Origin of the sequence: Halovulum dunhuangense (genome assembly GCF_013093415.1) — a bacterium.
Lineage (GTDB): Bacteria > Pseudomonadota > Alphaproteobacteria > Rhodobacterales > Rhodobacteraceae > Halovulum > Halovulum dunhuangense.
On sequence record NZ_JABFBC010000002.1, the window covers coordinates 110,332 to 133,935 of the forward strand.

Consider the following 23,604-nt stretch of genomic DNA (forward strand, 5'->3'; position numbering starts at 1 on the left):
GCCACCGGGATCAGGCCGCGAAAACGCCCTCGGGGCTGGTGAAGGCCTTCACCTCGATCGGGTTGCCCGAGGGGTCGCGGAAGAACATCGTCCACTGCTCGCCCGGCTGGCCTTTGAATCGCAGGCTGGGCGGGATGATGAAGGCATGGCCCGCCCCCTCCAGCCGGCCGGCCACCGCCTTGAAGGTGTCGGGGTCCATGATGACGCCCAGATGCGGCATCGGCACCATGTGATCGCCGACCTTGCCGGTGTCGGTCGTCTCGAAGGGCGTCCCCCGGTGCAGCGAGATCTGGTGGCCGAAGAAGTCGAAATCGACCCAGGTGTCGGTGCTGCGGCCTTCCTTGCAGCCCAGCACGCCGCCATAGAAGGCGCGCGCCTGGTCAAGATCGGTGACGTGATAGGCCAGGTGGAACAGTGTCGCCGTCATCGTCTCACATCCCCAGCGCTTCTTTGTAGAGTTCGAGGATCGCCTCCTCCTCGGAGATCTCCTGCGGATCCTTCTTGCGCAGCGCGATCAGCTTGCGCATCACCTTGGTGTCGTAGCCACGGCCCTTCGCCTCGGCCATGACTTCCTTCTGCTGGTCGGCGATGTCCTTCTTCTCGGCTTCGAGACGCTCGAAACGCTCGATGAACTGGCGCAGCTCGGCGGCGGCGACGCGCTGGATGTCGCGCGGGCCGTCATCCTCGAGGGCGGGATCGGAGATGTCCATGATGGTCCTTGTGGTGTTGCCCGAATCTGGCCTGTGACCCTATTTGCCGCCCCGTCCCCCGGCAAGCACTTGCGGGGCGCGGGGCTTCACGCTAACGCAGGCGGCATGACATGGCTCGTGATCCTCGGCACCCTGACGACGCTGATCGGACTGATCGGACTGGCGCATTGCATCCGCACCGCGAATGCCCTGCGCAAGGAGCCCGACCGCGACGCGGTGCGGCGCAAGCTGAACGGGCTGGTCGCGCTGAACATGGCCTCGGTCGGGGTCGCGGGGCTTGGCCTTGCCTTCGTGGTGGTGGGCCTGATCCTCTGATCCCGCTCAGGGCGCGGCGATCCCCCGGCGGGCGATCCAGTCCAGGATCCCCTCGCGCACCTTTTCGGTCAGTCCGGGGCTGAACACGTCGCCCGCGATCACATGGCCCGCCGGATCGTCGCCCGGCCCGGGCGTCACGGCAAGCACCTCGGCCCCGCCGCCCCAGCGGGCGGCCACGAGCCGCGACCGGTCGGCGCGCACCACCTGGTCCTGGTCCGACAGCACGAACAGCGCCGGCACGCCGATCCGCTGCACGGGCGCCCGGCGCGCGGCTGCCACTGCCGCGCCCAGCGGCGCAAGCGCGGTGGTGGGATATTCGGTGATCCAGCCCTCGGCGTGACCGGGATTGAGCGGCGCGCCGCCGCGGCTGGGGCCGATCACCCGCGGCACGAACCAGCGCGCCCCCGGCAGGCCCAGCAGCGCCGCACCGCGGGCCCGGATCGCGAAATTGGGCGCAAGGAACACCGCCCCGGCCACGTCCGCCCGCGTCCTGGCCTGGGTCAGCGCCAGCGTGGCCAGCGTCGCCCCCGTCGATGTGGCCATGACCAGCACCCGCTCGCCGATGGCGCGGCCGACCGCCAGCGCCTCGGCCACGTCGGCGCGCCAGGCGGGCAGCGAGGCGCGTCCCATCGCGGCGCCATCGATGCCGTGCCCCGTCAGCCGCGTGAAATGCAGGTTCGCCCCCAGCGCCTGGGCCAGCTGGTCGGGCAGCGGCCGCGTCTCGGCCGCGCTTGCGGAAAAGCCGTGCACATAGACAAGCGACAGAGGGGTGCGCGCCCGCCTGTCGGGATCGGCCCACAGGATGCGCTTGCGGGCCGCCGGGCGCACCCGGCCCGCCGCATCCTCCTGCGCGGACAGCCAGGCGTCGGGATCGGCGTGCATCTCGCTCACGTCAGGGCCGCCGTCACTTCGTCGATGGCGGTGCGGATCGCCTCCAGCTCGTGCGGCTTCGACAGCCGGTGATCCGAGCCCTTGAGGAAGGTCAGCCGCAGGTCGTCGCAGTCGGCATGTTCCATCAGCCGCAAGGGCACCGACATCGCCACATCGGCATCCGCAGTGCCATGCAGCAGCCGCACCGGGCAGTCCAGCCGCAGCGGGCTGCGCAGAACCAGCCGGTCGCGCCCGTCCTCGATCAGGCGGCGGGTGATGACGTAAGGCTCGGGCGCGTATTCCGTCGGCACCTCGATCCGGCCCTCGGACATGAGCCGCGCGCGGGTGGCGTCGTCCATGCCGGCCCACATGCTGTCCTCGGTGAAATCGGGGGCGGCGGCGATGCCCACCAGCCCCGCCACCTTTTCGGGACGGTCGCGCGCGATCGACAGCGCGATCCAGCCGCCCATGGAACTGCCCACCAGGATCTGCGGCCCCTCGGTCAGCGCCTCGATGATCCGGGTGGCGTCAAGGATCCAGTCGCCGATGCAGCCATCCTCGAACCGGCCCGAGGATTGGCCGTGGCCGGTGTAGTCGAAGCGCAGGAAATCCCTTCCCGCACGTCGCGCCCAGTCCTCCAGCCACACCGCCTTGGTCCCGGTCATGTCCGACCGGAAGCCCCCGAGAAACACGATTCCAGGCAGTTTTTTGCTGCCAGTGGCCGCTTTTACTGTATGGTATGCCAATGAACGCCCGTCAGAGGCACGATAGAGGTTTATCTCGAGCATGTTTCTCCGTCATCAGGGCGGGGTCGCCCCGCATCCCCTTGATGCCCCAGCGCCGCGCGTGCTGCAACTCCTGCCCGACCAGCCTGCCCTTCCGGCAACGACGCGCGCCATTGCCGTTGCCCGCGCGCTCAAGGCCGAGGGCGGCGAGATGGTGGTCGCCGGGGGCGATCCGCGCACGCAGCACCGGCTGACCCGGGCGGGGCTGGATCACCGGCCCTATTCCGGCGCGCGCACCACACTCTTTCAGTCCAGCGCCACGCAGGCGCTGCTCGACACCGTGCACCAGCGCAATCTGGGGCTTGTCCATGTCCATGGCTTCGAGGGCGGGCTGGCCGCGCGCGCCTTCGCGGATGCCGCCAACCTGCCGCTGGTGATGACCTGCGAAAGCCTGCCGCGCCCGTCGGGCTTCCTGGGGCGGCGCAGTGCGCGCAAGCATGTCTCGGGTCGGCCTGTGATCGTGCGTTCCGCCTATGCCGCGGACTGCCTCAGGCGCGATTTCGGCCTGTCCGGGGCAGATGTGCGGGTCATCGCGCCGGGCATCGATCCGGCGGAATTCGACGCCTTGCGCGTCAGCCCCGAGCGGGTCATGGCGCAGGCCGCCGCCTGGGGGCTGTCGGACGATCCGCGCCCGGTGATCCTGGTGCCCGAGGCCAGCGCCGATGCGCATTGGCTCGACTGGCTCGGGACGGCCGCCGCCGATCCGGCCCTGCCCGACGCGGTCTGGGTACTGATCGGCCAACCCGAGGGGGAAGAGCGCGCCATCGCGCGCATCGCCCAGGGTGGCGCGCGCGGGCGCATCCGCTGGGTCGAGGCCTGCGAGGACTGGGCCGCCGCCTACAAGCTGGCGGCCCTGGTGCTGTCGCTGCCGACCGAGGCGCCGGGGCTTTGCGATCACGCGCTGCAGGCGCAGGCCATGGGCCGCCCGGTCATCACGACCGACAGCGGCGCCGGCGCCGAAGTCGTCCAGCCCGGCAAGACCGGCTGGCTGGTGCGCCACCGCGACGCGGGATCGCTGGTCTATGCCGTGTCGGCCGCGCTCGACCGCGACGAGATCCTTCAGGCCGCGATGGCGATGGCCGCGCGGAATTTCATCCAGACGGATTTCTCGGTCGCGCGCATGCAGACCGAGACGCTGGCGCTTTACCGAGAGGTGCTTTCGGGCCGCGCCGGCGGTTGACACCGCCCGCGCGGGGTATATCAGGGGGTCTCCAACCGTAACCGGGCGTGTCGTGGGCGCCAGACCATGGAGGAGACCGCCGATGGACGGCGCACAAATCTCTCTCACCCTTCCCGATGGATCCAGGCGCAGCTACGCGGCCGGCGTGACCGCGGCCGACGTGGCGCAGGACATCGCCCCCTCGCTGGCCAAGGCGGCGCTTGCGGCGCGCGTGGATGGCCAGCTTACCGACCTGTCGCGCCCGATCGAGGCGGATGCCGCGCTGGAGATCGTCACCGCGAAGGATGACGCAGCGCTTGAGCTGATCCGCCACGACTGCGCCCATATCATGGCCCGCGCCGTGCAGGAGATCTGGCCCGGCGTGAAGGTCACCATCGGCCCGGTGATCGAGAACGGCTGGTATTACGACTTCGACCGCGAGGAGCCCTTTACCCCCGAGGATCTGGAGGCGATCGAGAAGCGCATGCGCGAGATCATCGCCCGCCGCGATCCCGTCACCACCGAGGTCTGGGACCGCGACCGCGCCATCGCCCATTACAAGGCCAACAACGAGCCGTTCAAGGTCGAGCTGGTCAACGCCATCCCCGAGGGGCAGGCGATCCGCATGTACTGGCACGGCTACTGGCAGGACCTGTGCCGTGGCCCGCACCTGGTCCATACCGGGCAGGTGCCGCCCGACGCCTTCAAGCTGATGAGCGTGGCGGGCGCCTACTGGCGCGGGGATTCGAACAACAAGATGCTCCAGCGCATCTATGGGGTCGCCTTCCGCAGCAAGAACGACCTCAAGGCCTATCTCACCATGATCGAGGAGGCGAGGAAGCGCGACCACCGCAAGCTGGGGCGCGAGATGGAACTCTTCCACATGCAGGAAGAGGCGCCGGGCATGGTGTTCTGGCATCCGAACGGCTGGACGCTCTACCGCACGCTCGAGGATTACATGCGCCGCAAGCTGGGCCGTGCGGGCTACAAGGAGATCAAGACCCCCCAGGTCGTCGACCGCAAGCTGTGGGAAAAGTCGGGCCACTGGGAGGCCTACCAGGAGAACATGTTCATCGTCGAGGTGGACGAGGAGCACGCCCGCGAGAAGCGCATCAATGCGCTCAAGCCGATGAACTGCCCCTGCCATGTGCAGGTCTACAACCAGGGCCTGAAGTCCTACCGCGACCTGCCGCTGCGGCTGGCCGAATTCGGCTCCTGCCACCGCTACGAATCCTCGGGTTCCATGCACGGGCTGATGCGGGTGCGCGGTTTCACCCAGGACGACGCGCATATCTTCTGCACCGAGGACCAGATCGAGACCGAATGCGCGGCCTTCATCGACCTTCTGTCGGGCATCTACAAGGATGCGGGCTTTGCAAGCTTCGACATCAAGCTCTCGACCCGGCCGGATGTGCGCGTGGGCTCGGACGAGATCTGGGACAAGGCCGAGGCGGCGCTGGAGAATGCCATCCTCAAGGTGCGCAACGACTACCAGGTCGACCCGGGCGAAGGCGCCTTCTACGGGCCGAAGCTGGACTTCAAGCTGACCGACGCGATCGGGCGGGAATGGCAGTGCGGCACCTTCCAGGTGGATTTCAACCTGCCCCAGCGGCTTGACGCCGAATATGTGGGCGAGGATGGCGCCAAGCATCGCCCCGTCATGCTGCACCGCGCGATCCTGGGCTCGTTCGAGCGCTTCATCGGCATCCTGATCGAGAACTACGCCGGCAAGTTCCCGCTGTGGCTTGCGCCGCGGCAGGTGGTGGTGGCCTCGATCGTGTCGGACGCCGATCCCTATGTCGGACAGGTGGTGGAGGCGCTGACCCGCGCCGGCATCCGGGCCGAGGCCGACACCCGCAACGAGAAGATCAACTACAAGGTGCGCGAGCATTCGCTGGGCAAGGTGCCGCTCCTGCTTGCGATCGGCAAGCAGGAGGTGGAAAGCCGCACCGTCAGCCTGCGGCGCCTGGGCGAGAACACCAGCCAGGTGCTGGAACTCGACGACGCCATCGCGATGATCGTGGACGAGGCGGTGCCGCCCGACCTGCGCTGAGCGCGGGTTCGCTGACACGGAAAAGCCCCCGGACCGGTCCGGGGGCTTTTGCTGTCCAGGCCTACTGGTTCACCGCCGGCGGCTCTTCCGGGGCTGTTTCGGGTGCCGGCTCGGGCTCTGGCGCAGGTTCCGGGGCGGGCTCTGGCGCGGGTGCCGGTTCCGGGGCGGGTGCCGGGGCTTCGACGGGCGGGGTGGCTGTCTCGGGTTCGTTCACGGGCGTTGCCACGAACCAGTAGATCACGACGGCGGCGACCACGACGGCCGCGGCGATGATCAGATTGCGCATGGCGGCTTCTCCGGCTGACAGGCCGCGGGATCCGCGGCGGATGCGTGGAAACCTACCACAAACGCCCCTTGCCCGCATTGACTTGCGTCAGACGCCCGTCAACTGGCAAGAATGTTCCGGAACTGCCAGGGATCGCTTTCGTCGATATCCTCGCGGAAGCGGTCCCAGCGCTGGGAAATCGGCGTCCAGTCGGTGTAATGCCCCTCGACCGGGCCAAGGTAATGGCGTTGCACCTCCAGGCAGCGCACATGGTCCATCTCGTCGGTCTCGACGATGCCCGCCTGCGGGTTCTCCAGCGCCCAGACCATGCCCGCCAGCACGGCGGATGTGACCTGCAACCCGGTCGCGTTCTGGAACGGCGCCAGTTCCCGCGTTTCGGCCATCGACAGGCGCGAGCCGTACCAGTAGGCGTTCCGCGCATGGCCGTAGAGCAGGACGCCCAGCTCGTCGATGCCCTCGACGATCTCGTTCTCGTCCAGGATCTTGTGCTTCTCCTGCACCTTGCCCGAGCCGAAGCATTCATGCAGCGACAGCACCGCCATGTTCGACGGGTGATAGGCGTAGTGGCAGGTCGGCCGGTACTCCGGGTTCGCCCCCTCGCCCACGGTGTAATAGTCGGCGATGGAGATGGCCTCGTTATGGGTGACGAGGAAACCGTATTGCGGCCCCGGCGTCGGGCACCAGGTGTGGACCCTGGTCAGCGCGCCGGGATAGTCGATATAGATCGCCGCCTGGCAGCCGGTGTCGTGGGGATAGGCGTTTTCCGGCATCCATTTCTCATGCGTGCCCCAGCCAAGTTCCGCCGGCTGGAAGCCCTCGGCCACGAACCCCTCGACCGACCAGGTGTTGACGAAGACGCCCATCGGCTTGGGATAGGCGGGGGCCTGGGTGTCGCGCTCGGCGATATGCACGCCCTTGACGCCCAGGTCGCGCATCAGCCGCGCCCAGCCGGCGCGGTCCTGCGGCATCTGGGTGGCGTGCCCGGTGTCGCGCGCGATGTCGAGAAGCGCCTCCTTCACGAACCAGCTGACCATGCCGGGATTGGCCCCGCAGCAGGAAATCGCCGTGGTGCCGCCGGGGTTTGCCTGCTTTTCGGTGCGCACCGTCTCGCGCAGGGCGTAGTTGGTGCGTTGCGCGGGGGTCAGGCTTTCGTCGAAGTAATGCCCGGCCCAGGGCTCCACGACCGTGTCGATGTAAAGCGCGCCCAGCCTGCGGCAGTGCTTCATCACGTCGAGCGAGCCGACATCCACCGACAGGTTCACGCAGAAGCCCTGCGGCTTGCCCTTGAAGAAGCCGTCCAGCACCTCGCGGTAGTTCTGCGGCGTGAGCGCAAGCTTGTGGAACTTCACGCCGCGCTGCGCCAGCAGGTTGGCATGGGTGTCGTCGGGGGCGACGACATGAATGTCGTGGGCATCATAGGTGAAATGCCGCTCGATCAGCGGCAGGGTGCCGCGCCCGATGGAGCCGAAACCGATCATCACGATCGGCCCGGCGATATGGCCATGGATTGGATAGGGCATGACGCTCCCGAAGGTCTGATATCGTGCCGGGGCAAGCCGCGCCTCGCGCTCTGCCGGCAACGTCACCCTCTGCGATCCCCCTTCCAAAAGCAACGGATTTGGCCTATGTTTTCGCCGGGCGCAGATTTGCGCCCGTAATTCGTTATGACCGAAACAAAAGAAGGATCGTAAGGCCATAGCCCGCAGACCCCATCAGGCGCCACCCACGCGCGACGACGGCCCCCGTGTCAACCGACGCATCCGGGCCCCGGAAATCCGGCTCATCGGAGCCGATGGCGAGAATCTCGGGGTGCAGACACCCGCCCGCGGCATGGAACTTGCCGAGGAGGCCGGGCTCGATCTGGTCGAGATTTCTCCCAATGCCACCCCGCCCGTGTGCAAGATCATGGATTTCGGCAAGTTCAAGTATGAACAGCAGAAAAAGGAATCCGAGGCACGCAAGAAGCAGAAGATCATCGAGATCAAGGAAGTGAAGTTCCGTCCCAACACGGATACCCACGACTACGAGGTCAAGATGCGCAACGTCACCAAGTTCCTGGAGAACGGGGACAAGGTGAAGGTCACGCTTCGCTTCCGCGGCCGCGAGATGGCACACCAGGATCTGGGTCGGAAACTGCTGGAGCGGGTCGCTGCCGACACCGAAGAACTGGGCAAGGTCGAATCCATGCCCAAGATGGAAGGTCGGCAGATGGTCATGATGATCAACCCGCTCAAGCACTGAGCATCACGGTTCCCGCGCGCCCCGGTTCACCGGGGCGCCATCCCGGGTCCGGCCCGGATGGAAGCCGACACGGAAGCTGACACGGAAGCTGAAAATGTCCGGCAACTCCGCCTTTCTCGACTATATCGAAAACCTGCCGCTGCGCGTGCTGCATCATGCGACGCGCCGCATGCCGCTGGCCTGGCGCGGCGCCGTTGCGGCCTGGGTCGGGCGGCGGGTGATCCTGAACGTTCCCGGCCTGCGGCGGCGGGTCGAGTCGAACCTTGCCCATGTCTATCCCGACATGCCCGCCGCGCGGCGCGACGCCATCCTGCGCGCCAATGCCGGCAATATCGGGCGCACCATGTTCGAGATGCGCGACAATGCCCGCCTCGTGACCGATCTCGACCGGATCGAGGTGGTGCCCGGCGAGGGGCTCGACGCGCTCGAGGCGGCCCGCGCCGCGGGGCGCGGCGCGCTGCTGGTGTCGGGTCATTTCGGGCAATGGGACGCGGTGCGCGCGGCGCTCAAGGCGCGCGGCATGGAATGTGGCGGCATCTACCGCGACCATGACAACCGCTATTTCAACGCCGACATGCTGCCCCAGTTCGAGTCCGGCGGCCGGCCGCTTTTCGCCAAGACGCCGAAAGGGATGCGCGACCTGATCAAGCATGTCCGCGCGGGGGGCTTCGCCGCGGTGATGATGGATCAGAAGACCCGCGACGGAGAGATCCTGGACTTCATGGGCAAGCCCGCCACCACCGCCACGGGCATCGCCGAACTTGCCCTGCGCTACGACCTGCCGCTGGTGCCGGCCTATGGCATCCGCAAGCCCGACGGGATTTCCTTCCGGATCGAGTTCGAGCCGCCGATCCCCCACACCGATGCCCTGACCATGAGCCAGGCGGTGAACGACAGCCTTGCCGCCCGCGTCCACGCCATGCCCGAGCAGTGGCACTGGCTGCACCGGCGCTGGGATCTGACGACGCGCGCAAGCCTCAGGGCGCAGCGCGCGGCGGCCGGCTGACGCCTATTCCAGCCGCGCGACCGCCACGACCGGACCGTCGTCGCCCTGCTGAAGAAAGGCCGCGAGCGGCGGCTCCACATTCGGGACCCGTACCTCGCCCGGGCCCTGCCCGTCCCAGCGGGCGTAGCGGATCAGCCCGGTGACGACGTTGGTGTAGGCGATCTCGCGCCCGGCATTCTCGCCCCGTTCGATCTCGACCACGGCGCTGGGCATGTAGGTGGCGACGAAAAGCACGCTTTCGGGCCCGACATCCCCCGCGCTTGGCGCGAAGCGCACGCGCACCCCGTCGCCATCACGCTCCAGGGCGATGTCCACCCGTTCCGGCAGTGCCTGGTGGGCCGCGATCCGCGCCTCGAGCGCGGCGCGATTGGACCCCACCAGGCTGTCGCTGCCCTGCACCACCGCTTCGGGCGTGAAGCTGCCGCGCAGCTTGCGCCCGATCCATTGCCGGTCCACGCGGTCGGCATAACCCAGCTGGCGCGCGGTGAATTCGGGCTGGGCAAACGTGTCCTCCCAGCCAAGGTAATCCCAGTAGTCGACGTGATAGGCCAGCGCGATCACGCCGTCCTGCCGGCCCAGTTCCTTCAGCAGCTCGTCGGCGGGCGGGCAGCTTGAACAGCCCTGCGAGGTGAACAGCTCGACCAGGACCGGCCGGTCCTGCGCCTGGGCCATGCCGCCGATCGCGGCGACCGATACCGTCACTAGAACCTTGAAAATACGCATGAGCCCCTCGTTCGTTGGGAAAGGCTTACTCCCCGATCCGGCTCCGGGCCAGTAAAGCATTCGCGAGAGATGCGTCATCCTACCAGCGCCGCGTGCGCGCGAAATACGCCTCTGCTTCGGCGCCGAAGGCATGGCGCAGCGCGGCCTCCTCGGGCAGGACGAAGCGTCGTGTAATGAGGAACGGATAGGCCAGCGCCGGCAGCAGCGCGCTCAGCGCCCCCTGCCCCAGCGCGATGCCCAGCAGGATCAGCGACAGCCCGGTATAGATCGGGTTGCGGTTCAGCCGGTAGGGGCCGCGCGTGATGAAGGACTTCGGCACATGGCCCGGCTCGATCGGGGTGCGGTGGGTGTAAAAGTACCACGCCGCCCACAGGATCAGGCCAAGCCCCAGCCAGACCGGCGCCGAGGCTAGCGCCCCCGCATCGAACCGCAGCAGCGGGACGGTCGCGCCAAGCCCCCAGGCCAGCACGGCAAAGCCCGCCATCCAGACGGGCGGCAGATCAGGCGTCAGGCGAAACCCCTCGAACATTTCTTCCCCCCCGGTTCAGCTTCGAGAAGAACCCGACAGGCCGGAAATCTCAAGCCCCGGATCGCAAGACGAAAAGGCCCGGGCGCGTGGCCCGGGCCTTTCCCGTCTTCTGTCCCTCGAAGGGCTGCGTCAGGCGGATTTCGCCAGGTTCCGCAGCACATAGTGCAGCACGCCGCCATTCTCGACGTATTCGATCTCGACCGCGGTATCGATCCGGCACCGCAGAGTGATCTCCTTCTTCGTGCCATCGCGGTAGGTGATCGTCGCCTTGACGCTCGACTGCGGCTTGAGATCGCCCGCCAGCCCGTGCACGTCGATCACCTCGTCGCCGGTCAGGCCCAGCGACTTGCGGTTCTCGCCCGGCGCGAACTCGAGCGGGATCACCCCCATGCCCACCAGGTTCGAGCGGTGGATGCGCTCGAAGCTCTCGGCGATCACGGCCTTGATGCCCAGAAGCGCCGTGCCCTTGGCCGCCCAGTCGCGGCTGGAGCCCGAGCCGTATTCCTTGCCGGCCACCACGATGGTGGGCGTGCCCTGCTCCTGGAAGGCCATGGCCGCGTCGTAGATCGGCATCTGGGTGCCGTCCGGCCCCTTGGTGTAGCCGCCCTCGACCCCGTCCAGGATCTCGTTCCTGATGCGGATGTTGGCGAAGGTGCCGCGCATCATGATCTCGTGGTTGCCGCGGCGCGAGCCGTAGGAGTTGAACTCCCGCGGGGCGACCTGGCGGTCCAGCAGGTACTTGCCCGCCGGATGCTCGGCCTTGAACGACCCCGCCGGCGAGATGTGGTCGGTGGTGATCGAATCGGCCAGCATGACCAGCACGCGGGCGCCCTCGATGTCCTTGATCACGCCCGGCTCCATGCCCATGCCCTTGAAGTAGGGCGGGTTCTGGACATAGGTCGACGTGGACGGCCAGCTGTAGGTCAGCGCGTCGTCGGTCTCCACCGCCTGCCAGGCGGCGTCGCCCTTGAACACGTCGGCGTATTTCTTCTGGAAGGCCGCGCGGGTGACGGTCCTTTCCACAAGGTCCGCGATCTCCTTCTGGGTCGGCCAGATGTCCTTCAGATAGACGTCGTTGCCGTTCTGGTCCTGGCCCAGCGGTTCGGTGGTGATGTCGATGTTCATGTCACCGGCGATGGCATAGGCCACCACAAGCGGCGGGGAGGCCAGGTAGTTCGCCCGCACGTCCGGGTTCACGCGGCCCTCGAAGTTGCGGTTGCCCGACAGCACGCTGGTCGCGACCAGGTTGCCATCCGCGATCGCCTTGGAGATTTCCGCCGGCAGCGGACCCGAGTTGCCGATGCAGGTGGTGCAGCCATAGCCCACCAGGTTGAAGCCCAGCGCGTCCAGATCGTCCTGCAGGCCCGCGGCTTCCAGGTACTCGCTCACCACCTGGGAACCGGGCGCGAGCGAGGTCTTGACCCAGGGCTTGCGCTTCAGGCCCAGCGCGTTGGCCTTCTGCGCCACCAGCCCCGCCCCGATCATCACATAGGGGTTCGAGGTGTTGGTGCAGGACGTGATCGCCGCGATCACGACAGAGCCGTCGCGGATCTCGTAGTCCTGGCCGTCGACCTTGACCGAGTGGCAGATGCCGTTGGTGGGCGCGACCGGGGCCGGCCCCTCGGCGGCCATGTCCTTGGCCGGATCCGACAGGTCGATGCCGCGGTGGTCGGCCACCACCTTCAGGAAGGCCTCGGACGCCTGGCTCAGCACGATGCGGTCCTGCGGGCGCTTCGGGCCGGAAATCGCCGGCTCGACCGTGCTCATGTCCAGTTCCAGCGTCGAGGAATAGACCGGCGCGTAATCCGCCCCGCGCCACAGGCCGTTTTCCTTGGCATAGGCCTCGACCAGCGCGATCCGGTCCTCGGAGCGGCCAGAGACGCGCAGGTAGCGGACCGTCTCGTCATCGATCGGGAAGAAGCCGCAGGTCGCGCCGTATTCGGGCGCCATGTTCGCGATCGTCGCGCGGTCCGCCAGCGGCAGGTGATCGAGACCCGCGCCGTAGAACTCGACGAACTTCTCGACCACGCCATGCTTGCGCAGCATCTCGACCACGCGCAGCACCAGGTCGGTGGCGGTCACGCCTTCCTTCAGCGCGCCGGTCAGCTTGAAGCCCACCACCTCGGGGATCAGCATGGAAATCGGCTGGCCCAGCATCGCCGCCTCGGCCTCGATGCCGCCCACGCCCCAGCCCAGGATCGCAAGGCCGTTGACCATGGTGGTGTGGCTGTCGGTGCCCACCAGCGTGTCGGGATAGGCGACCGTCTTGCCGTTCTGGTCCACGTCGGTCCAGACCGTCTGGCCCAGGTATTCCAGGTTCACCTGGTGGCAGATGCCGGTCCCCGGCGGCACCACGCGGAAGTTGTCGAACGCACCCTGACCCCATTTGAGGAACTCGTAGCGCTCGCCGTTGCGCTGGTACTCGCGCTCGACGTTCATCTGGAAGGCGCGCGGGTTGCCGAACTCGTCCACCATCACCGAGTGGTCGATGACCAGGTCGACCGGGTTCAGCGGGTTGATCTTTTCGGGGTCGCCGCCCAGCGCCACCATCGCGTCGCGCATCGCGGCCAGGTCCACCACGGCAGGCACGCCGGTGAAATCCTGCATCAGCACGCGCGCCGGGCGATAGGCGATCTCGCGCGGGTTCTTGCCGCCCTTGGCCGCCCAGTCGGAAAAGGCGCGGATGTCGTCCTGGGTGACGGTCTTGCCGTCCTCGAATCGCAGCATGTTTTCCAGCACCACCTTCAGCGCGGCCGGAAGGCGCGAGAAGTCGCCAAGGCCCGCGGCCTCGGCGGCGGCGATGGAGTAGAAGGAAACCTCCTGCTGCCCCACCTTGAGGGTGCGGCGGGTGGCGGCGCTGTCGGTACCGACGGTGATGGGCATGGAACCTCCCGTTTTGCCTGTGCACAGGGTGACGAACTCACTTGAGCGGCCTTATAGCGAAGGCGCCCCGAGGTTTGAAGGGGGAAAGCATACCATTGCATACTGTTTTTCCCCTCCGGTTTTCGCGCCTCCGGATTTTCCCCGCCCGGGCCACCACGGACTTTGCGCCCGCCCGCGAATGCGATTATGGCTGGCGCGATGACCCTGGACGCACGAGACCTTGAGTGCCGGCGCGGCGCGTCGAGCCTGTTCGAGCCGGTGAGCTTCACGCTCGCGCCCGGCCACGCCCTCCTGCTCCAGGGGCCGAACGGCGCGGGCAAGACCACGCTGCTGCGCGCCATGGCGGGGCTCGGCCAGCTTTTCGCGGGCAGCATAACACTGAACGGCACGCCCCTCCACCAGGTCGAGGGCGCACTCGCCTATACCGGCCATCTGGATGCCATCAAGCCCGCGCTCAGCGTGGCCGAAAACATCGGCTTCTGGGCGGCGCTCTCGGGCATCGGCGAAATCGCGCCCGCGCTGGCGGCCTTCGGGCTGACCGGCCTGGCCGAGCGTCCGGCGGGGCGACTGTCGGCCGGCCAGAAGCGGCGGCTGGGGCTTGCGCGGCTGGCGGTCAGCGCGGCCCCCGTGTGGTTGCTGGACGAGCCCACCGTCTCTCTCGATGCCGAGAACACCGCGGCCCTGGGCGCGCTGGTCACGCGGCATCTCGATGCGGGCGGCATCGCCATCATCGCCACCCACCTGCCGGTCCCCGTGAAGGCGGATGTCCTGCGCCTTGTCCCGCGCGCAGCCGGCGCGCAGCCGCAGGCAGACCCGTTCCTCGACGGGGCCTTCGCCTGATGCGGGCGTTGCTGTCCCGCGAGCTGGCGCTTGCGCTCCGCTCGGGCGGCGGGGCCGCGCAGGGGCTCGTGTTCTTCCTGATCGTCGTCCTGCTCGTGCCCTTCGGCATGGGCCCGGAACCGGACGCCCTTGCCCGCGTGGCCCCCGGCACGCTGTGGATCGCGGCGCTTCTGTCCTGCCTCGTCACCCTCGACCGGCTGTTCCAGACCGACTGGGAGGATGGCAGCCTCGACGCGCTGGCGCTCTCGCCCGTGCCGCTGGAAGCCGTGGTCGCGATCAAGGCGCTGGCGCACTGGCTGACCACGGGCCTTCCGCTGCTGGTCATCGCCCCCTTGCTGGCGCTCACGCTGCAACTGCCCGGGCAGGCCTATCCGTGGCTGGTGGCCTCGCTCGCCGCGGGCACGCCCGCGCTCAGCTTCATCGGCGCGATCGGAGCGGCGCTCACGCTGGGACTGCGCCGCGGCGGGCTGCTGATCGGGGTGCTGACCCTGCCCCTCTACATCCCCACGCTGATCTTCGGCGCGCGCTGCGCGATCGCCGCGGCCGACGGGCAGGACCCGGTCCCCGCACTGGCGCTGACGGCGGCGCTGACCCTCGCGATCCTTGCGCTCACCCCCTTCGCGGTGGCGCAGATCCTGCGCATCCAGATCCGCTGAGCCTTGCGACGCAGCGGCCCATTGCACAGCCGCGCGAAGCCGACTACCTGATCCCCATGTCGCTCTGGAGATACGCCAATCCCGTGGAATTCATGCGCCTGTCGGGGCGCGTGCTGCCCGTGCTGACGGCGTTCACCGTTGCCTGCCTGGGCGCGGGGCTGGTGTGGGGCTTCTTCTTCACGCCCGACGACTACCAGCAGGGCTCGACGGTCAAGATCATCTATCTCCACGTCCCCGCCGCGCTCATGGCGATCAACGCCTGGATCATGATGCTGGTGGCCTCGCTCATCTGGTTCATCCGCCGCCACCACGTCTCGGCGCTGGCCGCCCGCGCCGCGGCCCCCGTGGGCGCGGTGCTGACGCTGGTCGCGCTGATCACCGGCGCGATCTGGGGCCAGCCGATGTGGGGCACCTGGTGGGTCTGGGATCCGCGCCTGACCTCGTTCCTCATCCTCTTCATCTTCTATCTCGGCTACATGGCCCTGTGGGAGGCGGTGGAGGATCCCGAGAAAGCCGCCGACCTTACCGCCGCGCTCTGCCTGGTGGGCTCGGTCTTCGCGCTCCTGTCGCGCTACGCCGTCCTGTTCTGGAGCCAGGGGCTCCACCAGGGCGCGTCGCTCTCGCTCGACAAGGAAGAGAACGTGGCCGACGTCTTCTACCTGCCGCTCCTGCTGTGCATCGCGGGCTTCGTGCTGCTGTTCGTGAGCCTCGTGCTGCTGCGCACCCGGACAGAGATCCGCGCCCGCCGCCTGCGCGCCCTCGAAACCCGCGGGGGGGCCGCCTGATGCCCGAACTCGGCCCCTATGCCGGCGCCGTGCTCAGCGCCTATGCCGTCTCGATCCTGCTGATCGGCGCGCTGGTGGCGCTCAGCCTGCGCCGGGCCGCGAAGATGCGCGCAGCCCTCCGCCGCGCCGAGAAGAAAGAGGGGGCGACCCATGTCTGACAAGCAGCCCACCCCGGAAAAGCGCGGCTTCAACTGGCTGCTGCTGATCCCGCCCCTGGTCTTCGCAGGGCTTGCCGGCGCCTTCTACCTCGGCCTCCAGCGCGAGGCGCCGGACGAGTTGCCCTCGGCGCTTGCGGGCCGCACCGCCCCCGCGATCGAGTTGCCCGCGCTCGATCCCGCCTACCCGGCCCCCGCGGCCGACGCGCTGACGCAGCCGGGCCTAAAGCTGGTGAACTTCTGGGCCAGCTGGTGCGCGCCCTGCCGGATCGAACACCCCGTCCTGATGCAACTGGCCGACGCCGGCATCCCCATCATCGGCGTCAACTACAAGGACCAGCGCGGCAACGCCGTTGGCTTCATCGAGGAACTGGGCAACCCCTACACCGCCATCGGTTTCGACGAACGGGGCCGCCGCGGCATCGACTGGGGGCTCTACGGCGTGCCAGAGACATTCATCATCGACGAAAACGGCACCGTGCTCCTGCGCTTCCCCGGGCCGGTCACGCCCGAGGTCTACAGAACCCGCTTCCAGCCCATCCTCGGCATCCCGCTCGTCCCCGAGGGCTGAGCGGACCGCCCCCAGCTTCCACTTTCTCCAAATATCCCCGCCGGAGGCGCCCGCGCAGCGGGCTCACTTCTCGTCCGATATCGCGTGCCGCTGCAGCACCGGCATCTGCGTGGCAAGAAAGCCGAGCGTCAGGACGAATTGCCCCACCGTGTCGAGCCAGACCCAGGCCGTCTCGCCCAGCACCCGCCAGACGAACTCGTTGAAGATCGCCATCGCCACGAAGAACACGATCCAGTTGCGGGTGAAGATGCGCCAGCCCTCGTCGCGCATCGGCAGCACCGTCCCCATCAGGAACTGAAGATACGACCGCTTCAGCCCGTAAAGCCCCAGCGCAAGGACGGCGGCGAAGAAGCCATAGACCACCGTGGGCCGCATCATCGCGAAGGTGGCGTCGTTCATCCACACGGTGATCCCGCCGAAGACCATCACCATCAGGACGGTGAACACCGCCATCCGGCTCGCGGTCCCGGTCAGCGCCCAGCTGATCCCCAGCCCCAGCACCGACAGCGGCACGAACACCGCCATCGCCACAACCACGCCGCCGTATTCCTCGCCGCCAAGCGTGACGGGGCGGTCCTTGAACCAGAAATAGGCCGCCAGGTAGACCAGCACCGGCCCCAGTTCCAGCACCATCCTCAGCGTCGGGTTCAGCTCGCGTTTCGCCATCTCGTCCCCTTGCGCGGCGCTTCAGCCGCCGAATTCCACGATCACCGCGCCCAGCGCGATCAGCGCCATCAGCCCCATGCGCACCGGCCCGACCGTCTCCTTCAGGAACAGCCAGCCGATCAGCGCGGCAAAGATGGTCGACGTCTCGCGCAGGATCGCCGCCTCTCCCACCTTGTCCAGCCGCAGCGCCAGCATCACGCCCCCGAAGCTCACATAGGCGATCACCGCGGCGAGGAAACCCCGCATCAAGAGCGGCACCGGCGAGGGGCGATCCGTCATCCGCTGCCAGCGCCGCCAGGCGATGAAGGGAAAGGCCAGCCCATCCACCACGAAGAACCACACAAGGAACATGAACGGGTTTTCCACCGACCGGATTCCCCAGGCGTCATAGACGGTATAGACCGCCACGATCACGCCCGTCAGCGCCGCCAGCAGAAGCGCGCCCCACAGCACGTCGCGGTCCACGCTGGTCCGACTCAGGTTGAAGATGGCCAGCCCGAAGATCCCGCTCGACAACACCAGCACTCCTGCCCATTGCGACAGGGTAAATGCCTCGCCGAAGACCGCCCAGGCGCCCAGCACCGTGACCAGCGGCCCGGTGCCCCGCACCACCGGGTAGACCACCGTGTAGGCCGCCCGCTCATAGGCCATCGCCAGGATGTATTTATAGGCGAAATGGATGACGAAGACGCCGACCAGGAACAGCGCCATGCGCAGATCCGGCAGCGGAAAGAAGATCAGCGCCACGGGCAGCGCGAAGGTCGAGTAGAAGACGTCAATCGCGCCCCGCGTCAGCCAGGGGTCGAAGCGCCATTTCTGAAGCGCGCCGAACACCGCATGGGCCATGGCCGAGATCAGCGCCAGAACCATGGCCAGCCGCGCCCCCTCCGGCGTGCCGGAAAGGGCGACGATCATTTCCCCCATGCGGCGGCCCCCCGGCTCAGCGCGAAAGCCCGGTCAGCGCGGCGGCGAAATCCTCCGGATCGAAGGGGGCAAGATCGTCGATCTGCTCGCCCACCCCGATGGCGTGGATCGGCAGCCCGAAACGGTCGGCCAGCGCCACCAGCACGCCGCCCTTCGCGGTCCCGTCAAGCTTGGTCATCACCAGCCCCGTCACGTCGGCCACCTCGCGGAAGATGCGCACCTGCTCGAGCGCGTTCTGCCCGGTGGTCGCATCCAGCACCAGAAGCGTGTTGTGCGGCGCCTCCGGATCGCGCTTGCGGATCACGCGCACGATCTTGGCCAGCTCCTCCATCAGGTCCTTGCGGTTCTGCAGCCGCCCGGCGGTGTCGATCAGCAGCAGGTCCGCCCCCTCGGCCTCGGCCCGCGCCATCGCGTCATAGGCCAGACTCGCCGGATCCGAGCCCTGCGCCGCCGTCATCACCGGCACGCCGGCGCGGCTGCCCCAGATCTGCAACTGCTCGACCGCCGCCGCGCGGAAAGTGTCGCCGGCCGCGATCACCACCGATTTTCCCGCCGCGCGAAACTGGCTCGCAAGCTTGCCGATGGTGGTGGTCTTGCCCGAGCCGTTCACGCCCACGACCAGCACCACCTGCGGCTTTTTCGGATAGATCGGCAGGGGCCGCGCCACCGGCTCCAGGATCGCCGCGATCTCGGCGGCCAGAAGCCGCTTGATCTCGTCCACGCCCAGCCGCCGCCCGAACCGGCCCTCGGCCATGTTCGAAGCCACCTTCAGCGCCGTCTCCACCCCCATGTCGGACTGGATCAGCACCTCTTCCAGGCTTTCGAGCATGGCGTCGTCCAGCAGCCGCTGCGGCTCTGCGGTCTTGCCCGCCAGCCGCCCCAGAAGCCCGGGCTTCTCCGCCTCCGCCCCTGCCGCCGCTGGGGCCTCCTCGACGACCGCCTCCAGCCCCTCCCCGAGCTTCGAGGAGGATTTGAACAGCCGTTCCCTGAGCTTGCCGAAGAATGCCATGTTGGGCCGCCCTTTCGTCGCACCCCTCTCCCCTAGCGCGCCGCGGGCCGGGATGGAAGGGCCACGGCCCGCCTTCCACTTTCTTCAAATATCCCCGCCGGAGGCATCCGGCAGCGCCCCCCGCTCAGACCTCGCCGGGGAAGTGCCGCAACACCGAACGGATCGGGTTCGGCGCCGCCTGTCCCAGCCCGCAGATCGACGCGACCTCCATCACCGTGCACAGCTCCTCCAGCAGGCCCGCGTCCCAGCGCCCGGCCTGCATCAGCTGCACCGCCTTGGTGCAGCCCAGCCGGCAGGGGGTGCACTGCCCGCAGCTCTCCTCCTCGAAGAAGCGCAGCATGTTCAGCGCCGCGGCCCGCACATCGTCGCGGTCGGACAGCACCACCACGGCGGCCGACCCTATGAAGCTGCCCAGCGGCTGGAGCGTGTCGAAATCTAGCGGCACATCGTCGAGGGTCGCGGGCAACAGCCCCGAGGATGGCCCGCCGGGCTGGTAGGCGGCCAGGACATGCCCCTCGGCCATGCCGCCTGCCGCCTCGATCACGTCGCGGATGGTCGAACCGGCGGGCAGCGTGTAGACGCCCGGCCGCGCCACCCGCCCCGAGACCGAATAGCTGCGCAGCCCGCTGCGTCCGTTCTTCTCGACCGAGGACAGGATCCCGGGCCCCTCGCGGCAGATCCGCGCGACCCAGTGCAGCGTCTCGACATTGTGCACCAGCGTCGGCCGCCCGAAGATGCCCGCCTGCGCGACGTAAGGCGGCCTGTGGCGCGGCAGGCCGCGCTTGCCCTCGATCGATTCGATCATCGCGGATTCCTCGCCGCAGATATAGGCGCCCGCGCCGCGCCGCAGATCGATGAAACCCGGCTCCACGATGCCCGCGGCCTCAAGCGCGGCGATCTCGCGGCGCAGGATCTCCAGCACGCCCTGGTACTCGTCGCGCATGTAGAAATAGCACCGCGCCGCATCCACCGCCCAGGCGGCGATCAGCATGCCCTCAAGCACCAGGTGCGGCCGGGCTTCCAGGCAGAGCCGGTCCTTGAAGGTGCCGGGCTCGCCCTCGTCGCCGTTCACCGCCAGGTAGCGCGGCCCTTCGGCCTTTCGCACGAAGCCCCATTTCCGCCCCGCGGGAAAGCCCGCGCCGCCCAGCCCCCGCAGCCCCGAGGACAGCACCTCCGCCTCGACCGCCACGGGGTCGCCATCGGCGCGCAGGCCGAGAAGCGTCTCGTAGCCGCCCGCCGCGCGATAGGCGGCCAGGTCCTCGTAATCGGGCACCGCCGGGCCGGTATCGCCCGCCTCCAGCGCGGCCGCCACCTTTTCCACGCTCGCATGGCCGATCGCCCGGTGGCCCAGATGCAGCGCCGGCGCCTCGGCGCACATGCCGATGCAGGGCGCGCGCAGCACGCGCACATCGGCCGGATCCATCCCCTCCTCCAGCGCCTGCCGCAGCGCCGATGCCCCCGCCAGTTCGCAGGACAGGGACTCGCAGACCCGGATCGTCAGCCGGGGCGGCGGCGCCTCTCCTTCCTTCACCAGGTCGAAATGGGCGTAGAAGCTGGCGACCTCCCAGACCTCGGCCTGCGAGAGTTCCATCTCTTCGGCCAGCGCGCGCAGATGCGCCGCCGACAGGTGGCCATGGGCGTCCTGGATCAGGTGCAGATGCTCGATCAGCAGGTCGCGCCGCCGCGGCCGGTCGCCCAGCAGCTGGCGCAGCTCGGCCAGCGCGTCCTCGTCCAGCACGCGCCCCTTCGGATGCGGACGCCCCTTGCCGCGCCCCTGTTTCCAGACCCCCTTGCGTTCGTCCAGCGGTGCCATGCGTCTGCCCGTTCCCGATCCCGTTCTCCCGCAGGATACAGCCCCGTCCGCCTTGCGCCAGACCCGATCCGCCGGTTTTCGCCCGGCCCCCGCAACGCCCGGGCGCGGATCGGAAACCCGCGCCCGCGGCGCCGCGTCGCTTGACCCGCGCCCCGCGCCCGCCCCTATAGTGGCCCCAGACAGGAGCCCCCGATGCGCAGCGCAGCCCTTGCCCTTTTCCTTGCCCTCGCCGCGCCCCTTTCGGCGCAGGACGACCCCAGCCTTGCACCGATCCCGCCCGAGGAATGGCGCAGCATGGTCGAGGGGCGGACCGTCACCTACCTGATCGGCGAGGAAGTCTGGGCGCGCGAGACCTATGACCGCAGCGGCAACGGCGTCTCGATCCGGCTTGCCGACGGCACCTGCATGGACGGCGTGTGGGATTTCACCGACGGCGCCTATTGCTTCACCTGGTCGGGGGGCGAGTATTCCTGCTTCCTGCACCTGCGCGACGGGGCCGAGATCCTGATCGTGCCGATCCTCGACGGGGCCACCGGGGCGGTGCAGACGGTGGGCGGCATCACCGACAGCGGCCCCGGCTGCGGCCCGGACCTGATCGGCTAGGCATGCGCGCGGCTTTTCTCGGCCTCTGCCTTGCTGTGAACCCCGCGCTGGCACAGGTCGTGGACCCGGGCGCCTTCGAGCGGCTGAGCACCGGGCGCACCCTGTCCTTCGAGCAGCAGGGCCTGCCCTTCGGGGCCGAGCAGTACCTGCCCGGCCGCCGCGTCATATGGCAATTCGCCGATGGAAGCTGCGCGAACGGCATCTGGTTTCCCGACGGGCCGCATATCTGCTTTCTCTACGACACCGGCGGCCCGGCCCAGTGCTGGCTGTTCGAGCGGCGGGCCGGAAACTACTTCGCCCGCAGCGCGGGCCTGCCCCCGGGCGATCCGTCCGAGCTGCGCCTGAGCGGCGAGACGGACGGTCCGCTTGCCTGCGCGGCACCGGGCCTCGGCGTCTGATCAGAACAGGCTGCCCTGCCCGCCCTCGGGCTTGGCCGGGCCCCTTGGCGCGGGCCTGCCGCCGGGGCTGACCGCGACGCGGCCATCGGCGAACTCGATCTCCAGCGCGGGCAGGCCGCGCGCCGCCTCGGCCCGGCCGACCAGCGCGCCGCTGCCCGCATCGCGGACCACGGCAAAGCCGCGGCGCAGGGTTTCCATGTAGCCCAGCGATTGCAGCATCCGCTCAGCGCCGGCAAGCCGCTGTTGCCGCTCGCGCGCAAGCCGCTCCATCGCCGTATCGAGCGCGCGGGTGGCGCGGCCGAGCGCCGTCGCCCCCTCGCGCGCGGCCCGCGCGATGGGCCGCACATCCAGCCGCAGCCGCGCCAGTTCCGCGCGCGCCCGCTCTCCGCGCCGCTCCAGCGCGCGGGGCAGCCGGGCGGCCAGCGCCTCGACCCTGTTCTGGCGCAGCTCGATCCGCCCCGTCAGCAGTTGCGGCCCCAGCCGCCCGGTGCGGCCCGTCAGCGCCACCCGCTTCTTCTGCGCAAAGGTGTCGAGCGCCAGCGGCAGCCGCAGCCCGGCGGCATCCAGCCGCTGCCGCCGCTCGCCCAGCAGCGCATCGGGGCGCGGCAGCGCCCGGCCCAGATCGCGCAGCCGCTGGACCGAGCGTTGCAGCCGCTGCGCCTGCGCCCGCACCCGGCGTTCGTCGAGCCCGGCGAGTTGCGCCACCAGGTCGGCGCGCACCGGCACCGCCATCTCGGCCGCCGCCGTGGGCGTGGGCGCGCGCCTGTCGGCGGCGAAGTCGATCAGCGTGGTGTCGGTCTCGTGCCCCACCGCCGAAATCAGCGGGATCGCGCTTTCGGCGGCCGCGCGCACGACGATTTCCTCGTTGAAGCCCCACAGATCCTCGATCGAGCCGCCGCCGCGGGCGACGATCAGCAGGTCGGGCCGCGGGATCGCCCCCCCCGGCGTCAGCGCGTTGAAGCCCCGGATCGCCGCCGCCACCTCGGGGGCGCAACGCTCGCCCTGCACGGTGACGGGCCAGATCAGCACCTTGCGCGGAAAGCGGTCGCGCAGGCGGTGCAGGATATCTCGGATCACCGCCCCGGAGGGAGAGGTCACGACCCCGATCACCTCGGGCAGATAGGGAAGCGGGCGCTTGCGCTCGGCATCGAACAGCCCCTCGGCGGCCAGCTTCTGGCGCCGCTTCTCGAGCATCGCCATCAGCGCGCCCATGCCTGCGGGGGCGATGTCCTCGATCACCAGCTGGTATCGGCTCTGGCCCGGAAAGGTGGTCAGCCGCCCGGTCGCGATCACCTCCATGCCCTCCTCGGGCAGGGTGCGCAGCCGCTGCGCGGTGCCCTTCCAGATCACCGAAGCCAGCACCGAGCGGTCGTCCTTCAGGTCCAGGTACAGATGCCCCGACGAGGGGCGCGAGACGCGCCCCACCTCGCCGCGCACCCGGACATGGCCGAACGCGCCCTCGATGGTGCGTTTCACCGCGCCCGACAGTTCCGAGACGGTGAATTCGGGCGCGTTCGCGCCCTCCGCGGCATCGTCGAACAGATCGGACATCGGCCCCTCGCTTGCGGTTCCCGGGCGCTGACCTTAGAAGCTCGGCAGACCAAGGCCAAGGGGCCGGAAGCAG

General features: G+C 68.9%; 26 protein-coding genes. 12 read left to right on the top strand and 14 right to left on the bottom strand.

Going from position 1 to position 23,604, the window contains the following annotated elements; genetic code table 11:
• Positions 1-10: 10 nt before the first annotated feature.
• Both HMH01_RS11145 and HMH01_RS11150 read right to left on the bottom strand, forming a co-directional pair.
• Complete coding sequence (locus HMH01_RS11145; protein WP_171325545.1) at positions 11-427, bottom strand: VOC family protein; 417 nt, start codon at positions 425-427, stop codon at positions 11-13.
• Between the two features lie 4 nt (positions 428-431).
• Positions 432-710 (bottom strand): DUF2312 domain-containing protein, encoded by a 279-nt coding sequence (locus HMH01_RS11150; protein WP_171325547.1) that lies wholly within the window; start codon positions 708-710, stop codon positions 432-434.
• Positions 711-815: 105 nt separating this feature from the next.
• Here HMH01_RS11150 and HMH01_RS11155 point away from each other — a divergent pair, with 105 nt between their 5' ends.
• The gene (locus HMH01_RS11155) at positions 816-1,025 is read left to right on the top strand and encodes a hypothetical protein (protein ID WP_171325549.1); all 210 of its coding nucleotides are present in this window, start codon (positions 816-818) and stop codon (positions 1,023-1,025) included.
• A 6-nt stretch (positions 1,026-1,031) separates the two neighbouring features.
• On the opposite strand, the gene HMH01_RS11160 is transcribed toward HMH01_RS11155, so the two are convergent.
• Both HMH01_RS11160 and HMH01_RS11165 read right to left on the bottom strand, forming a co-directional pair.
• Positions 1,032-1,907: an alpha/beta hydrolase gene (locus HMH01_RS11160; protein ID WP_246237421.1), complete on the bottom strand. Its 876-nt coding sequence runs from the start codon at positions 1,905-1,907 to the stop codon at positions 1,032-1,034.
• Between the two features lie 5 nt (positions 1,908-1,912).
• Positions 1,913-2,683: an alpha/beta hydrolase gene (locus HMH01_RS11165; protein ID WP_171325553.1), complete on the bottom strand. Its 771-nt coding sequence runs from the start codon at positions 2,681-2,683 to the stop codon at positions 1,913-1,915.
• On the opposite strand from HMH01_RS11165, the gene HMH01_RS11170 reads away from it, so the two are divergent.
• Positions 2,682-3,860, top strand: a complete 1,179-nt coding sequence (locus HMH01_RS11170) for a glycosyltransferase (RefSeq protein WP_171325555.1) — start codon at positions 2,682-2,684, stop codon at positions 3,858-3,860. The genes HMH01_RS11165 and HMH01_RS11170 overlap by 2 nt on opposite strands.
• Before the next feature lie 82 nt (positions 3,861-3,942).
• On the top strand, positions 3,943-5,892 hold the full coding sequence (gene thrS / locus HMH01_RS11175; protein WP_171325557.1) for a threonine--tRNA ligase: 1,950 nt from the start codon (positions 3,943-3,945) through the stop codon (positions 5,890-5,892).
• A 61-nt stretch (positions 5,893-5,953) separates the two neighbouring features.
• Here thrS and HMH01_RS11180 read toward each other — a convergent pair whose 3' ends face one another.
• On the bottom strand, positions 5,954-6,178 hold the full coding sequence (locus HMH01_RS11180) for a hypothetical protein (RefSeq protein WP_171325354.1): 225 nt from the start codon (positions 6,176-6,178) through the stop codon (positions 5,954-5,956).
• A 98-nt stretch (positions 6,179-6,276) separates the two neighbouring features.
• The gene (locus HMH01_RS11185; RefSeq protein ID WP_171325559.1) at positions 6,277-7,698 is read right to left on the bottom strand and encodes a homospermidine synthase; all 1,422 of its coding nucleotides are present in this window, start codon (positions 7,696-7,698) and stop codon (positions 6,277-6,279) included.
• 175 nt (positions 7,699-7,873) lie between these two features.
• Between HMH01_RS11185 and infC the strand changes: the two genes are divergently transcribed.
• Positions 7,874-8,419, top strand: coding sequence for a translation initiation factor IF-3 (gene infC / locus HMH01_RS11190; protein WP_171326581.1), 546 nt, complete (start codon positions 7,874-7,876; stop codon positions 8,417-8,419).
• Between the two features lie 94 nt (positions 8,420-8,513).
• Positions 8,514-9,425, top strand: coding sequence for a lysophospholipid acyltransferase family protein (locus HMH01_RS11195; protein ID WP_171325561.1), 912 nt, complete (start codon positions 8,514-8,516; stop codon positions 9,423-9,425).
• Between the two features lie 3 nt (positions 9,426-9,428).
• On the opposite strand, the gene HMH01_RS11200 is transcribed toward HMH01_RS11195, so the two are convergent.
• From HMH01_RS11200 to acnA, 3 genes are all read right to left on the bottom strand, one after another.
• Positions 9,429-10,148 carry a DUF1223 domain-containing protein gene (locus HMH01_RS11200; RefSeq protein WP_171325563.1) on the bottom strand — a complete coding sequence of 240 codons (720 nt, stop codon included), beginning with the start codon at positions 10,146-10,148 and terminating at the stop codon, positions 9,429-9,431.
• A 79-nt stretch (positions 10,149-10,227) separates the two neighbouring features.
• On the bottom strand, positions 10,228-10,677 hold the full coding sequence (locus tag HMH01_RS11205) for a methyltransferase family protein (protein ID WP_171325565.1): 450 nt from the start codon (positions 10,675-10,677) through the stop codon (positions 10,228-10,230).
• Between the two features lie 129 nt (positions 10,678-10,806).
• Positions 10,807-13,560 (bottom strand): aconitate hydratase AcnA, encoded by a 2,754-nt coding sequence (gene acnA, locus HMH01_RS11210; protein ID WP_171325567.1) that lies wholly within the window; start codon positions 13,558-13,560, stop codon positions 10,807-10,809.
• A 198-nt stretch (positions 13,561-13,758) separates the two neighbouring features.
• Between acnA and ccmA the strand changes: the two genes are divergently transcribed.
• The 5 genes from ccmA to HMH01_RS11235 are packed head-to-tail and all read left to right on the top strand — an operon-like array spanning position 13,759 to position 16,567.
• Positions 13,759-14,400, top strand: coding sequence for a heme ABC exporter ATP-binding protein CcmA (gene ccmA / locus HMH01_RS11215; RefSeq protein ID WP_171325569.1), 642 nt, complete (start codon positions 13,759-13,761; stop codon positions 14,398-14,400).
• Positions 14,400-15,056, top strand: a complete 657-nt coding sequence (gene ccmB / locus HMH01_RS11220; protein WP_171325571.1) for a heme exporter protein CcmB — start codon at positions 14,400-14,402, stop codon at positions 15,054-15,056. The genes ccmA and ccmB overlap by 1 nt, the downstream gene beginning before the upstream one ends.
• 56 nt (positions 15,057-15,112) lie before the next feature.
• Positions 15,113-15,841, top strand: coding sequence for a heme ABC transporter permease (locus HMH01_RS11225; RefSeq protein ID WP_171325573.1), 729 nt, complete (start codon positions 15,113-15,115; stop codon positions 15,839-15,841).
• Positions 15,841-15,999, top strand: coding sequence for a heme exporter protein CcmD (ccmD, locus tag HMH01_RS11230; RefSeq protein ID WP_171325575.1), 159 nt, complete (start codon positions 15,841-15,843; stop codon positions 15,997-15,999). Before HMH01_RS11225 ends, ccmD begins: the two co-directional genes overlap by 1 nt.
• On the top strand, positions 15,992-16,567 hold the full coding sequence (locus tag HMH01_RS11235) for a DsbE family thiol:disulfide interchange protein (protein WP_171325577.1): 576 nt from the start codon (positions 15,992-15,994) through the stop codon (positions 16,565-16,567). The genes ccmD and HMH01_RS11235 overlap by 8 nt, the downstream gene beginning before the upstream one ends.
• Positions 16,568-16,630: 63 nt before the next feature.
• Here HMH01_RS11235 and HMH01_RS11240 read toward each other — a convergent pair whose 3' ends face one another.
• The 4 genes from HMH01_RS11240 to HMH01_RS11255 form a co-directional block, all read right to left on the bottom strand.
• Positions 16,631-17,233 (bottom strand): inner membrane-spanning protein YciB, encoded by a 603-nt coding sequence (locus tag HMH01_RS11240; RefSeq protein WP_171325579.1) that lies wholly within the window; start codon positions 17,231-17,233, stop codon positions 16,631-16,633.
• A gap of 21 nt (positions 17,234-17,254) precedes the next feature.
• Entirely contained in the window at positions 17,255-18,157 is a 903-nt protein-coding gene (locus HMH01_RS11245; RefSeq protein ID WP_171325581.1) for a DMT family transporter, read from the bottom strand.
• 16 nt (positions 18,158-18,173) lie between these two features.
• Positions 18,174-19,166, bottom strand: a complete 993-nt coding sequence (gene ftsY, locus HMH01_RS11250) for a signal recognition particle-docking protein FtsY (protein ID WP_171325583.1) — start codon at positions 19,164-19,166, stop codon at positions 18,174-18,176.
• Positions 19,167-19,290: 124 nt separating this feature from the next.
• Positions 19,291-20,979: an NAD(P)H-dependent oxidoreductase subunit E gene (locus tag HMH01_RS11255; RefSeq protein ID WP_171325584.1), complete on the bottom strand. Its 1,689-nt coding sequence runs from the start codon at positions 20,977-20,979 to the stop codon at positions 19,291-19,293.
• A gap of 192 nt (positions 20,980-21,171) precedes the next feature.
• Between HMH01_RS11255 and HMH01_RS11260 the strand changes: the two genes are divergently transcribed.
• Positions 21,172-21,582: a hypothetical protein gene (locus HMH01_RS11260; RefSeq protein ID WP_171325586.1), complete on the top strand. Its 411-nt coding sequence runs from the start codon at positions 21,172-21,174 to the stop codon at positions 21,580-21,582.
• A gap of 2 nt (positions 21,583-21,584) precedes the next feature.
• Complete coding sequence (locus tag HMH01_RS11265; RefSeq protein WP_171325588.1) at positions 21,585-21,980, top strand: hypothetical protein; 396 nt, start codon at positions 21,585-21,587, stop codon at positions 21,978-21,980.
• Here the strand turns inward: HMH01_RS11265 and xseA are convergent, their stop codons facing one another.
• On the bottom strand, positions 21,981-23,531 hold the full coding sequence (xseA, locus tag HMH01_RS11270) for an exodeoxyribonuclease VII large subunit (RefSeq protein WP_171325590.1): 1,551 nt from the start codon (positions 23,529-23,531) through the stop codon (positions 21,981-21,983). It lies immediately after the preceding gene.
• Between the last annotated feature and the right edge of the window lie 73 nt (positions 23,532-23,604).